12 protein-coding genes are annotated in these 13,218 nt (G+C 67.3%); 5 read left to right on the forward strand and 7 right to left on the reverse strand.

Annotated elements, in window-relative coordinates:
- Positions 1-95 precede the first annotated feature (95 nt).
- Positions 96-1,385, forward strand: a complete 1,290-nt coding sequence (locus ACIBX3_RS43700; RefSeq protein ID WP_397126512.1) for a hypothetical protein — start codon at positions 96-98, stop codon at positions 1,383-1,385.
- 57 nt (positions 1,386-1,442) lie between these two features.
- Here the strand turns inward: ACIBX3_RS43700 and ACIBX3_RS43705 are convergent, their stop codons facing one another.
- Positions 1,443-1,826: a cell division protein SepF gene (locus tag ACIBX3_RS43705; RefSeq protein WP_127936996.1), complete on the reverse strand. Its 384-nt coding sequence runs from the start codon at positions 1,824-1,826 to the stop codon at positions 1,443-1,445.
- 109 nt (positions 1,827-1,935) lie between these two features.
- Between ACIBX3_RS43705 and ACIBX3_RS43710 the strand changes: the two genes are divergently transcribed.
- The 4 genes from ACIBX3_RS43710 (at position 1,936) to ACIBX3_RS43725 (ending at position 6,063) form a co-directional block, all read left to right on the forward strand.
- Positions 1,936-2,427, forward strand: coding sequence for a PhzF family phenazine biosynthesis protein (locus ACIBX3_RS43710; RefSeq protein ID WP_397126513.1), 492 nt, complete (start codon positions 1,936-1,938; stop codon positions 2,425-2,427).
- Positions 2,428-3,252: 825 nt separating this feature from the next.
- Positions 3,253-3,666 carry a hypothetical protein gene (locus ACIBX3_RS43715; protein WP_397126514.1) on the forward strand — a complete coding sequence of 138 codons (414 nt, stop codon included), beginning with the start codon at positions 3,253-3,255 and terminating at the stop codon, positions 3,664-3,666.
- Positions 3,656-5,428, forward strand: a complete 1,773-nt coding sequence (locus tag ACIBX3_RS43720; RefSeq protein ID WP_397126515.1) for a DUF4012 domain-containing protein — start codon at positions 3,656-3,658, stop codon at positions 5,426-5,428. The genes ACIBX3_RS43715 and ACIBX3_RS43720 overlap by 11 nt, the downstream gene beginning before the upstream one ends.
- Before the next feature lie 62 nt (positions 5,429-5,490).
- The gene (locus tag ACIBX3_RS43725) at positions 5,491-6,063 is read left to right on the forward strand and encodes a hypothetical protein (protein ID WP_397126516.1); all 573 of its coding nucleotides are present in this window, start codon (positions 5,491-5,493) and stop codon (positions 6,061-6,063) included.
- Here ACIBX3_RS43725 and ACIBX3_RS43730 read toward each other — a convergent pair.
- From ACIBX3_RS43730 to ACIBX3_RS43755, 6 genes are all read right to left on the reverse strand, one after another.
- A complete protein-coding gene (locus ACIBX3_RS43730) occupies positions 6,044-7,438 on the reverse strand; it encodes a polysaccharide biosynthesis tyrosine autokinase (RefSeq protein ID WP_397126517.1) in 1,395 nt (464 codons plus the stop codon). The genes ACIBX3_RS43725 and ACIBX3_RS43730 overlap by 20 nt on opposite strands.
- Before the next feature lie 4 nt (positions 7,439-7,442).
- Positions 7,443-8,471: a glycosyltransferase family 4 protein gene (locus tag ACIBX3_RS43735; protein WP_397126518.1), complete on the reverse strand. Its 1,029-nt coding sequence runs from the start codon at positions 8,469-8,471 to the stop codon at positions 7,443-7,445.
- 8 nt (positions 8,472-8,479) lie between these two features.
- Complete coding sequence (locus ACIBX3_RS43740; protein ID WP_397126519.1) at positions 8,480-9,469, reverse strand: NAD-dependent epimerase/dehydratase family protein; 990 nt, start codon at positions 9,467-9,469, stop codon at positions 8,480-8,482.
- A gap of 46 nt (positions 9,470-9,515) precedes the next feature.
- The gene (locus tag ACIBX3_RS43745) at positions 9,516-10,463 is read right to left on the reverse strand and encodes an NAD-dependent epimerase/dehydratase family protein (protein WP_397126520.1); all 948 of its coding nucleotides are present in this window, start codon (positions 10,461-10,463) and stop codon (positions 9,516-9,518) included.
- A complete protein-coding gene (locus tag ACIBX3_RS43750; RefSeq protein ID WP_397126521.1) occupies positions 10,460-11,644 on the reverse strand; it encodes a glycosyltransferase in 1,185 nt (394 codons plus the stop codon). The genes ACIBX3_RS43745 and ACIBX3_RS43750 overlap by 4 nt, the downstream gene beginning before the upstream one ends.
- 317 nt (positions 11,645-11,961) lie before the next feature.
- Positions 11,962-13,155, reverse strand: a complete 1,194-nt coding sequence (locus ACIBX3_RS43755; RefSeq protein ID WP_397126522.1) for a glycosyltransferase — start codon at positions 13,153-13,155, stop codon at positions 11,962-11,964.
- Between the last annotated feature and the right edge of the window lie 63 nt (positions 13,156-13,218).

Consider the following 13,218-nt stretch of genomic DNA (forward strand, 5'->3'; position numbering starts at 1 on the left):
GGCTAGGCTTTACGCGGTCATGAACTGAGGCCGAAATGGGGGAGTTCTCTGCCTTGAGCACGGACCTGACTGCGAGCCCCCAAGCAGCGACGGAGGTGCATCGTTACGCGGAGGCGCTACTGGCGCACCTCGCCGCCAACGGCACGGCGCCGCACGCCGCACCGGGGTTTCGCGACGTACCCGGCTACTGGCTGCCCCCGGCCGTCGAAGCACTGGTCGCCATACTCTCCGGCGACGACCCCCTGGAGCCGCTGAGCCGGGCGGCCGGCCGTGACCAGCAGCGGACCGCGCTCTTCCTGTGCCTGGCCCTCGCTGTGTCCGGGCAGGGCAGCCGCATCCACGCTTCCTGGCTGGGCACCGCCTTCGGCGACCTGTCACTCGACCGGCCGGTCAGCCACGGCCAGCGGTCGTTGTGGCTGGCCGCCGCCCGGGGCGCGTACGGCCCCGCCGGCAAGATCTTCGTCTTGCGCAAGCTCGACGCCCTGGCAGTCCAGGAGCACGCCGAACCCGAGCAGTGGGTCCAGGCCCTGATCCCCGGGGAGCCGACGGTCGTCGTGCCGCCGTCGCTGGCCGACTTCCCGGAGATGGCCGAAATTCCGGAGCTGGCCAGGCCGTCCATGGCCGCCGACCGGCTGGCCCGGCTGCGCGGCCGGTGCGCGGAGATCACCTCGACGCGGCAGGCCGAGCACGACTCCACCGCTCCGCTCGACAACAGCTCCGCCAGCCCGGCCACGACCTGGGCCGAGGACGAGCCGCTCGCCGTCCTGCGCGCGCTCGTCGGGGCGGGGGGCCCGGCCGGGCCGATGGCCTCGCTCGCCACGTACCTGCTGGACGACCTGCGCCCCGGCGCCGACCCTCACCTGGCGGCGATCGCGCTGCACGTGGCGGCGCCGATCCTGCGTGGCGTGGCCGAGGAGCTCGAGGCCGACAGCAGCCTGGACCCGCCCGACACGCTGACCGTGCCGCTCCTCGGCCACCGCATCCACCTGCGGCCCGAGGGCCCCGACCAGGCCTCGCTGGCCGCGGCGGAAACCTCCATCATCACCGAGGGCGTCGTGCCGCGTCCCCGCCCGTGGGCCGCGATGGTGCTGATCGTGGTGGGGGTCGCCTGCCTCGTCGGCGCGGCGTTGGCCAGCAGCCTGCTCGCGGCCGCCGGCGTGGCCATGATCGGCCTGGCCGGCTGGCAGCTCTGGCAGCGCCGCAAACTGGTCGAAGCCGACGAGCGATACGTGGCCGCCCAGGTCGGCGAGCTGAAGGAACTGGCAGAGGGGGCGGTGTGGGCGCTGCACGCGTACGCCCGCGAATCGGACGCCCGCGCGAAACAGGCCGCTGACGACGCAGCCGAGCTTACCCGGCTGGTTCGTCGCGGCCCGCGCGCTGCGTAACTACACCTGAATCGTCGGGCTGCCGCCACCCGGTCAAGGGCGGCGGCAGTCCGTCCATCAAGTCGTCTCGATCTCCACATGAGCCGGGGCGAGCAGGAAGACGCGGTCGGCGATGCGTTCGATCCGGCCCTCGCACCCGAAGGCCAGTCCGGCGGCGAAGTCCACCATCCTCGTCGCCTCGGGCATCGCCATGCCGGAGACATCCATGATCACCGTCTGTCCGTCACGGAAATGCTGACCGATCAACGGCGCGTCGTTGTACTTGAGCGGCTGAACCATCACGATGCGTGACGAGTCGACGTTCGCGCGCCAGCGCCTGGCGGCCCGCTCGGTCGCGGGGACGTACTCGTCCTCGTAGTGCTCGTCGTCGTCATAGCCCTCGTCGTAGTGATCGACCCCGCTCAGGCCAAGGTAGCTCACCACCTTGCGCACTGCCCCCATCGGCTTGTCCTTTCCTCAGGAACTCACCGTAATCGGCACGTCCCTACACATTGGACGGTAACCGACGATTCCGCATTCGCCACGCGACACGCCCAGCCCTAATTCCATTTTGTACGGCTTGCAGCCCGCTTGCATCCGGATATCCGCCCCCCGTATACCCTCCGCCCACAAGCGCCTCTTCACTGTCGACGCCTTCCCCGGCACGGATTTCCAGGGTAATCCCGCAGCCGTCTGCCTGCTGGAATCTCGGGTTACTCACGGATGGATGCGGAGCGTAGCCACCGAGACGAACCTCACCGAGACCGCCTTCCTCCTCGGCGATTCGCTCCGTTGGTTCACCCCGGCCGTCGAGGTCACGCTGTGCGGTCACGCCACGTTGGCGACCGCGCATGTGCTCTATTCGACGGGGGCGGCGACGGGCCTGCTCGAATTCAAGACGGCCAGCGGCACGCTCACCACGAATCGCCTCCCGGACGGAATGATCACCATGGATTTCCCGGCCAAGGAGGTGACCCCTCGGTCCGGCGCCGGCCGGTCTGGAGAAAGCACTCGGCGTGACGCCGGTGCGGGTCGGGAAGGCCATCTCGACCTGCTGGTTTAGCTGGACTCGGAAGAATCGGCACACTCCCTCGCGTCCGATATCGCGGCCCTGGCCGCCGTGGACGCCAGAGGTGTCATCGTCACCGCACGGGGGGCAAGGGCCCGGATTTCGTCTCCCCTTTCTTCGCCCCAACGCCGGCGTGCCCGAGGACCCGGTCATGGGCTCGGCGCACTGCGCCCTGGCGCCGTACTGAGGGGAGCGGCTCGGCCGAACGGAGATCGCCAGGGCGCGACTCTCAGCCAGGGGCGGTCTGGTCCATGTCACGCTCAACGGCGACCGCGTCCATCTGGCGGGGCGCGCCATGACGGTGATCTCCCGCACGCTGCTCGACAGTTAAGTACAGGAGACGGTCGCGTCGCGACATATATACCATTTAGTCCGAAATCTGGCCTCTTTTCCGAGGATGACGGGATATATCACGCTCTCCCCATAGAACGTCGCGAGGAGGCGCGGACGAGCCGATTGTCGGCACACCACAGCGCGTCGTCTCGTGAAGATCCACCGTCCGCGCTACCTTTCATCGGATCGACGCTTCCCCTGGTCAGGGCCCTCGCCTGGAACGTCCGCGCACAGAATCCGGCCCGATCGTCAACATATGGAGAACCATCAGCGATCATTCGGCAAGAAACGTACGTGGCGAGGAGTATCCATCGACCCAACGCATATAACGGTCCTATAGCGAACATCTCACTAACATTCCGGATGCAATGTTCGAATGGCCGAGGAACCGTACGGGGGACCGAAATGACAAAGAAGATCACGAAACCGATATTGCTCGCAGCTGTGCTCGGGAGCGGACTCGCATGGGGAAGCGTCGGGCCGGCGATGGCTGAGTCCAACGAGGTGCGGCACGCCTGTACGCCGCCGCCGCACTATCCGCCCTTGCCCTGGGCGCAGGTGGAGTGTGAGGAGTCGACGCAGCAGCACTCGACGCAGCAGCAGCGTCAGGACCCGCCGCAGAAGCAGAAGCAGAAGCAGGAGGGGCGGCAGCAGCAGCACAACGAGTCGAAGGTACGAGTCGAGGTCCGTACGCGCCACCGTGGCCACAAGGCCAGTCGCCTCCGCTCCGTCCACGGCCCCGCGCATGTGAAATGGAAGCAGGTAGCGACGGAGACCACGCTGCCAATGGCCGACACGCCCATGACGACCCTGACCGCGGCGGGCGCGGGCCTGCTGATCGTGGGAGCCGCGGGCACGGGGATCGTCCTGCGGCGCCGCCGATCTGCCCGTGCCGAGTAAGAAGCGCCGGCGCATCGCCACAGGACTGCTCTGCTCCTCGGCAGGCCTCGCGCTGGCCGCTGGTTGGTCGGCGCATCTCGTTCTGAGCGTACGGGATCACCTGCAGGCGACCAGGGACGCGCTGATCCAGCTGCGCGCGAGCGACCCGGTGGAGGCAGCCGGGGCGCTCGCCGACACGAAGCGGCGTGCGGAAGAAGCCCGCCGACTCACCAGCGGCCCGGACTGGTCGTTGATCGCCCACACTCCCGTGGTGGGAGCGGGCGCGACGACGGTCCGCGGCCTGGCCGAGGCCGCGGACGAACTGGCGGGTGTCCTGGTGGACCTCCAGCGGACCGGCGCGGGGCTGATCACGACGGAAGGCCTCTCCATGGACAGCTTGGGGACCCTGCTGGCCCGGCTGGAATCCGCCGCGCCGCTCGTGCGTGATGCCGCCGACCGTATCGAGTTGACGCGGTCCCGCCTGGCCGCCACCCCGGCCCACACCGGTGTGGACCAGATCGACGAAGCTCGCGCCACGGCTCTGCGCGAAGTGGACCGGCTGAGCGGCTGGCTCGACGTCGCCGAAGACGCCGCGCCTCTGCTGCCCCGAATGCTGGGCCACCATGGCCCGCGCCGCTACTTCCTGGCCTTCCAGACCAATGCCGAAGCACGCGGTACCGGAGGGCTGGTCGGCGCGTTCGGCATTCTGAAAGCCGGCCATGGCGGTATCGGCATCAAGCGGCTGTCTCCCAACAACGACCTGGAGTCCGGCTCCGCCAGGGTCACCGACCACGGCCCTGCCTTCCTCGCGCGTTACGGGCCCAGCGCGGTCTCCTTGCTGTCCAATTCCAATCTCTCGCCGCATTTCCCGTACGCCGCGACGACCTGGACCGAGCTATGGCGCCGTCAGACCGGCCAGCGGCTGGACGGCGCGATCGCGACCGATCCCATCGGTCTGGCCTACATCCTGAAGCTGATCGGGCCCGTCAACCTCCCCAGCGGCGAGACGGTGACCGCGGAGAACGTGGTCGATCTCACCGAGCGGGCGGCCTATGAACGGTACCCCGATCCGCTTGAGCGCAAGAGGTTCCTCATCACGGTCGCGAGCGCGGTGAGCGAGACGATGACCAGAGCACACCTGGACAGCGCGGCGTTGCTCTCCACCTTGTCGCAGCTGATGGCCGAACGGAGGCTGCAGATCTGGAGCCGGAGGGACGCCGAACAACAACGGCTGGCGGCCACCCCGTTCGGCGGTGTGCTGCCGGAGAAGCCGGGGCCGTTCGCCGGGCTCGTGATCAACAACTCCGCGGGCACCAAGCTCGACTACTACCTGGACCGCTCGCTCGAATACGAGCTGGGCCCGTGCCGGAGCGATGGGCAGCGTGTCTCGAGAGTGCGGATCCGGCTCGGCAACGACGTGCCGGGTGTGCAACTGCCCTCGTACGTCACCGACCGGCTCGACAGCCCGGAACACCGCCCCGCCGTCGGGTCCAACCTGCTGTGGGTGTCGTTCTACGCCTCGGTCGACGCCAAGCTCCTGGGCATGCGCGTCGATGGGAAGCCTCACGCGGTCATCAAGGAAGTCGAACGAGCCCATCCCGTTTACTCGGCCGTGCTCGAGCTCGCCCCCCGGCAGGCAAGGACACTTGAGTTCGTCGTGTTGGAACCCGCTTCGGCCACGCCGCCGATAGTTCCCGTGCAGCCACTGGCCCGCCCGCAGCAGACCAAAATCAGCCAGGACCCCGGGAGCTGCGCCCCCGCGGATCGTGATATCGAGCGATAGAAGAGGTAAAGCCCGGTGCGCTGCGACAGGCCACCGGGCCCTTCCCTCCTATCGTCACGCCCATGACGTCAGGGGAGGCCCGCTTCCACATCCTGTTCGTGTGCACGGGCAACATGTGCCGCTCCCCGCTGGCCGAGCGGCTGACCCGATCGGCTCTCGGCCCGCCGTTCCTGGTGACGAGCGCGGGCACCCACGCCGATCCCGGCATGGAGATGGCCGAAAGGGCTCAGCAGGTTCTGATACGCCTCGGCGGTGACCCGGCCGGGTTCATCTCCCAGCCACTGACCGCGGAGTTGCTGGCAGGCGCCGATCTGGTGCTGACCGCCACCAGGGCGCACCGGGCGGAGTCTGTGAAGAGGCACCCGCAGGCCGCGCCCCGTGTCTTCACGATCATCGAGTTCGGCGCACTCGCGGCTGCGTCGGAGCGCGAGGAGATCACGCGTCACCGCGACGCCGTACGCCGCGCCCGTGCACTGGTTGAGCAGGCGCAGGCACTGCGCGGCCTTGTCACGGTGGACCGGCCGGACATCCCCGACCCCATGGGCCGCTGGATCTGGGCCTACAAGGCGGCGGGACGGAGCCTCGCGAAGGCGCTCTCCGTCCCGCTGGAGCTGCTCAAACCACCGTCGTCGTGACGGTCGCCTTGGCCCTTTCCTCGGCCGCCTCCGACTCGTAGTACCCGTAGCCGTAGCCGTAGCCGCCGTACTTGCTCGCCTTGGCCGGGACGAAGTTGAGCACGGTGCCCACGATCCTGGCGTTGATGGACGACAGTTGCTCTATGGCGCGCTGGAGATGCTCCTGCCGCGTCCCGCCGTACTTGGCGACGAGCATCACGCCGTCGCAGACCGCCGCGAGAGTCGCGGCGTCGGTGACGGGCAGCAGCGGCGGCGCGTCGATGATCACGATGTCGTACTTGTCAACGAGCTGGTCGAGCAACTGGCGCATCATGCGCGAGCCCAGCAGCTCACTCGGGTTCGGCGGGATCTGGCCGCTGGGCAGCAGGAAGAGCCGCGGCTCGCCCCACGTCTGGATCACCTCGTCCAGCCGCGCCTTGCCGATGAGCACGTCCGTCAGGCCGACCGCGCCCTCGATCCCGAAGTAGTCGGGAAGGCGCGGGCGGCGCAGGTCGCCGTCCACGAGCACGACCTGCCAGCCTGCCTGCGCGAGGGTGATGGCGAGGTTGGAGCAGGTCGAGGACTTGCCCTCGTTCGGCAGGCAGCTAGTGATCACCAACGACTTGGGCTGCCTGTCGACCCCGATGAACTGCAGGTTGGTACGGAGCGAGCGGAACGCCTCGGCTCTGCTGGACCGCCCGTGCGGCCGCAGGATCAGCGGGTGGCGGCGTGCCGCGCGCTCGTAGCCGATGATGCCCAGCGTGGAGCTCTTCGAGTTCTGCTGCAGTTCGTGGGGGCTCTTGATGGTGGTGTCCAGCCGGTCACGCAGAACGAGTGAGCTGAACGCGATGACCAGTGCGGCCAAGAGGGCGACCAGGACATTGACCATGGGCATGGGACTGACGGGCGCTTTGGGGATCTCTGCCTGGTCCACGATGGTGACCTTGACCGTCGGCCGGCTACTGGGCGTCGGCCGCTCGATCTGGTCGACGAGGACCGCGAACCTGGCTCCCAAGGCGTTGGCCAGCGAGGCGGCGCGCACGGGATCCTGATCACTGACCATCGCGCGCAGCAGCACCGTTCCTGGCACGACCTCCGCGGTGATGTTCCGTTGCAGGCGCGGAACGTCCTCGGCCGTCGTGATCTGGCTGACCATGCGCCGGCTCGTCAGCAGGTTGGCATAGGACTGCGCGCCCTGCGACAGGGTGTCCACCTGGTAGGCGGTCGAGAAGCCGCCCTGCCTGTCGAAGCTGGAGAACAGCATAGTGATCGTCGCCACGTACTTGGGCGCCATGTTGGCGGTCACGACCAGCGCCGCACCCACCGAGATGATCAGCGACAGCAGGATGAGGATCCAGTTCTTACGTGCCAGTCTGATGAAGTAGAGCAGGTCCAACTGGTCATCGCCGCCTTTCGCGGAGTCGTGGAGGGGTCTCCAGTGAACGGTGTGGCGGATAGACGTTCACGGCCTGCAGCAGGCAGACGCAGGCGATCGCGGTCCCACCCGCGACGAGCGTCGCGGTGAGCGGCGGCACCCAGCCCAGGATCATCGCCGTGCACGCCGCGCAGCTCAGCGCAGTGATGAGGCCCAGTACAACGGCGACCAGGCGCGGGTCGAGACCTAGGGTGCGTAGCCGGTGGGACACGTGGTCGGTGCCGCCCGCCAGCGGCGACCGGCCTGCCCGTATCCGGGACAGGACGACCACCCCGGTGTCCACCGTGGCCACGAAGGTGGACAGGAGCAGCCCACCTGCCACCGTGTCGGGGCCCCGCCCGGCGACGAGGACGACTGCGGAGCAGGTGAGCGCGAAGCCGATGAACAACGATCCCGAGTCCCCCATGAATATCCTCGCGGGCGGCCAGTTGTGCACGAGGAAGCCGAGCGCGGCACCGGCGAGCACCGCCAGGAAGACTCCCAAGGCCGGGCGCGCCTGCAGAAACGCCATGGCCGACAGGAAGGCGGCGGTGACGGTGGTGACCACTCCCAGCGAACCGTCCATGTTGTCCAGGAGATTGAAGGAGTTGGTGATCAGGACAATCCAAATCACGGTGATAGGGATGTCCAGCCATCCCCCTGTCACGGTGAGCCTGATTCCGGCGAGCACGACGGCGGTGGTCACCGCCGTCTCCACGACCAGCCTGGTGACGGCCGGCAATGACCCAACGTCGTCGATGAGCCCGAGCATGGCCACTGCCGAGCCGGCCAGCAGCATGGCGGTGAACCGCCAGTCGGCCAGGTCCGTGGCGACGATCGTGGTCAGGACCGTGGCCAGCATGATCGCGATGCCGCCCAGGTACGGGATGGGGCGGGCGTGCGACTTGTGCCCGCCGGGCCGGTCGGTGAAGCCCCACCTCAACGCGAGTTTCTTCAACGGGATCGCCGCCGAGGCGCTCAGCAGGCAAGCGGCCGCGCCGGCGGCCCATGTCACCGTTCCGCTCACCGCATGGGCGCCGCGAACTCCTCGCGGGCCTCCTGGACGATATCGGTGAGGATCTCGTCGAGCGTACGCCGTGGAGCCCAGCCGGTGAGCTTGCGGATCTTGGTGGTGTCCGGGACCCTGCGGGTCATGTCCTCGAAGCCCTGCTGGTATGCCTCGTGATAAGGGATCAGCTCGATCCCCGACGTGGAGCCGGTGTGCTCGACGATCAGCTTGGCCAGCTCAATGATGCTCACCTCGTCGGCCGCGCCGATGTTGAGGGTCTGTCCGACCGCGGCGTCGTTGTCCAGGAGCCGGACCAGGCCATCGACCACGTCCGCGACATGCGCGAAGCAGCGGGTTTGAGTGCCGTCACCGAAGACGGTGAGCGGTGCGCCGGCCAGGGCTTGCCGTACCAGGCGGGGAATCACCATGCCGTAGGCCGGGCTCTGCCGCGGCCCTACGGTATTGAAGAGCCTCACGACGATCGTCGGCAGACCGCGCTCCTTGTGGTAGGCGTTGGCCAGGATTTCGTCCACGGATTTGGCGGTGCTGTACGCCCAGCGGACGACAGCGGTGCTGCCGAGGATCCGGTCGGCGTCCTCTCGCAGGGGGCCAGACGAGTTCTTGCCGTAAATCTCGCTCGTGCTGGCGATCAGAATCTTCTTCCTGTACCGGTGCGCCGCCTCGATGACGATCTCCGAACCGCGGATGTTGGTCGTCAGGGATCTGAGCGGCTGCTCGACGATCAACTTGACGCCAACGGCCGCAGCGAGGTGGATGACGACGTCGCATTGGTGGACGAGTTCGTCGACGATCAGCTCGTCCAGGATGGAACCTTGGACGAAGTGCATGTTGGGATGCGGCTGGAGGTTGGCGAGCCTTCCAGTCGAGAGGTTGTCGAGAATGATGATGGAGTCACCACGGGCGATCAAGGCGTCGGTCAGGTGGGATCCGACGAATCCACTGCCGCCCGTTATGAGATACGTAGACTGCGATGCTTTACTCACAGGTTTCCCTCGCTAACGCGTTCTGTGGCCGGAGATGGCGGCGGACTCAGGCGGGTACGCCGGCGGTCGCGATCGTCTGGAACCAGGCCACCGTGCGGCGGAGCCCGTCCTCGATCGACGTCGGATGCACGCCGCGGAACAGTTCCATGAGCAGATGAGGGGATGCCTGGGACTCGCGGATGTCACCGGCCCGCGGCGGGAGGAACTCAGCCTCGATGGGTTTGTCGAGCACTGAGGCGAGGATGTCCTTCAACTCGAGCAGGGACATGCGGGTGCCGAACGCGAGATTGACCGGTTTCCCACTTGTCACGCGGCGGGCGACGGCGTCGCAGACGACCTCCGTGACCGTTCCCACGTAAGTGAAGTCGCGCACCTGAAGCCCGTCACCGTAGATCGGCACCGGGCTGCCTCCCAATGCCTTGGACACGAACGCCGGGATGACCGCCGCGTAGGCGTGGTCAGCGGCCTGGAGCGGGCCGTACACGTTGAAGAAGCGGAACGGCAGGACAGGCAGGCCGAAGCTGGCGGCGTACGCCAGCGCGTAACCTTCTGTGGCCAGCTTGCTCACGCCGTACGGGCTGAGCGGCCTGGTCGGCAGGTCTTCGTGCTTGCACGGTTCCGTGCGGTCGCCGTAGACGGATGACGACGACGCGAGGATCACATGAGGTTTCGCCGCCCGGCACGCCTCCAGGACACGCAGGGTGCCCGTGACATTGATGTCGTGCGTGGCCAGCGGGTCGGCCAGCGACTTCGGGACTGAAGGGCGCGCCGCGAGATGCACAACCGTCGTGGCGTCCGCGACGAGGTCGGCCAGCAGATCTGCGTCCAGGATGCTGCCGCGGACGAATCTCACTGCGACGCCGTCGAGGTTGGCGAGGTCGCCGCTGCTCAGGTCGTCCAGCACCGTGACGTTCTCGATCTCGGGCCGCGCGGCAAGCGCCCGGCAGAGGTTCGCGCCAATGAAGCCGGCCCCGCCGGTTACGAGTACATTCACCTGTTGATCCCTCCTGTGGTGACACGACGATCCCGGCGCGGCTCGCCCAGTGATCGATATAGGGCCTCGGTGTCCGCGACAAGGCGGTCCACGTCGAACGAGGCGGTTGACCAGCGGCGCGCAGCCTCGCCCATCCGGCGCGCGAGCAGGGGGTCTGAGAGGAGTTGTACGGTGTGGTCCGCCAGCTCGGCGGGGTCGGTCGAGGAGAGCAGTCCCGTGCGCCCGTTTCGGACGACCTCGGCGACACTGCCTACGCGGGTGGAGACCACAGGAATGCCGGCCATCTGCGCCTCGATGAGCGTGAGCGGCATGCCTTCGTTGTCGGAAGTCAGCAGGAGCACGTCGGCCGCGGCGTACACCGTCTCCACGTCCTTGCGCCAGCCGACCAGGTGGAAGGCGTGCTGTACCGGCGCAATGTCCTGCTCGACCTGCGCCAGGAGGTCGCCGCCGCCGCAGATGACGAAGCGGCACTCCGGCACCCGCGCCAGAATCCTGTTGGCCGTGGCAACGAACCGGTCGGGCCGTTTGACCTGGGTGAGCCGGCCGACGAACGTCACCACGGGCGCGCTCAGCGGGAGGCCGAGAGCCCGGCGGGCGGCCACGCGGTCCGGCGCTGAGCCCAACCGGACGCCAGGATGGATCACGACATACTGCTCAGGACGTCCGATCCCAGCACGGAGAAGATCGTCGCGGACCTGGGCCCCCTCGGCCACCAGGCGGTCCGACATAGCTGCCAGGAGGCGCTCGGAGCGCACATAAATCTCGCGTTTCGCACCGTTGAAATAGCCGTTGAGCAGGTGGCCGTGAAAGACGTGAACCCGGGCGGCTCCAACGCCTGCTAGCTTCGCGGCCACCCGCCCCAATGCTCCTGCTTTGGCCGTACGGGTGTGCACGATGTGCGGACGGAAGGAGCGCATCGCGGAGATCAGGCGGATGAGGGCGCGGCCGTCGTCGAGAGGCCTGATGGAACGGCCGAGCCCAGGAACACGCTGAACCGGCACGCCAGAACACTTCAGCTCGACGTGGTCGCTTTCCTCCTCGTCCACGTGGCCCGTATAGAGGCGATGGACGAATTCTGCCTTGTTCAGACGTTCGGAGAGCCCCAGCACCTCGGTAGCGACGCCACCGACGTTCATCCTGGCGATGATCTCCATGACGCGAATCCGACCGTCCGGCTTCATATTGCTCCTCGGTGAGGGACGTAGCTCACGTACGCGAAGCTAGCGAGGGAATAAGCCCATTCCACTCACGCCGTCACGGTGGGTTGTGAAATGTTTTCTCGCTCCCTACCTGGACATGATCGTCGGGAGTCGTGGCTTACCTTTCCCAAGACCTGTGGCGCTCCCCTCTACACCAAGCTCAAGTGGGGATGTATGGGAAGAAAGCTCTCAGTATGAAATGAATAGGGCGAGACCTGGTGTAACAGACTGTGCCGATGACGAGGCGGGACCCAGAGACAGTCCCGTGACCATGCTTAGGCTCATCTGCATTGAGCGCCTCACGAGCGTGCCGAAGACGACCCCCGCGGCCGACCTCGTCGCGGCAATCTGGCGCATCGTCGTTCCAGAAGGCGCCGGTAGAGCTTGACATGGGCTTCGACCATGGAAGTCACATCGAGATGCTTGACGGCCCAAGCACGCGCCACGGTGCCGAAGTGAGCGGCAAGCTCTGGATCACGTAGGAGACTGGCGATGCCCTGGCTTAGGGCCACGGGATCCGCTGGAGGGACGAGCACGCCCCGGTCTTCGAGAAGCTCCGGCGTCCCGCCGACGGCTGTGGCGACGATAGGCCTGCCCTGGGCCATCGCCTCCATGACGGCATTGCTCAGCCCTTCCGAGATCGACGGGAGGACGACGATGTCGGCGCGGGCCAGCCACGCTCTGGGATCCTCGATGGCTCCCGCAAACCGCACGTCGATGTCCATGCTGCTCGCGTGTTCCTTGAGCCTGCCCTCTTCCGAGCCATCACCGACGAGCACCAGCGTGCAGGGCCTGCCCTGCTTGGAGAGCAGGGCGGCGGCGTCGAGCAGGAAACCGTGCCCCTTCTCCGGGCGCATGCGGGCCAGGCACACCACCACGGGCAGGTCGGTGTCGATGTCCTCCGGTTCGACGGCATCGAACGCCGAGTCCGGCATCCCGTTGTAAATGACGCTGAGCTTGTGCGACGGAACGCCGAAGACGGTACTGGCGTCGTCTGCCACGGCGACCGCATTGGCGACCACGTGATCGATGATCGGCGTCAACGCGCCTCCGAGCACGAACCGCCATCGCGGCGAACGTCTGACGTGTCGGGCGTCACTCAGCACACGACAACCGGCGATCATGACTGGAACCCTGGCCAGCCGCGCGGCAGGCGCCCCGAGCACATGGCTCATCAGTAGGAATGCGTGCAGCACGTCGGGCCGGAGGCTGCGCAACAGCGACACCATGCGGACGAAGGCCCGTAGATTCTGGAGCACCGCAGCCGGATCTGACGGCCGCCGCGAGAAGCCGAGATGGTGGACACCGATCCCAGCGGCGCGCAGGGTCGGCTCGTGAACGCCCCCCTCGGACAGGAGGAGTACGTCGACGACAAAGCCCCTGCCGTGTAGTTCCCGCGCCAGGAGTGACACCTGCGTCTCGGTGCCACCGAAACCCATCTGGCCGATCAGGAGCGCGATATGCCGGAGACCGGATCCATTTCTTGGCTGCATTGCGGGACCTTCCGTTGAATCACTTAATCGGTTCGGGAGAAGGCAACAAGCTCGCGGGTACCG

It is taken from the genome of Nonomuraea sp. NPDC049480 (assembly GCF_044465905.1).
In the GTDB taxonomy this organism is placed as follows: domain Bacteria; phylum Actinomycetota; class Actinomycetes; order Streptosporangiales; family Streptosporangiaceae; genus Nonomuraea.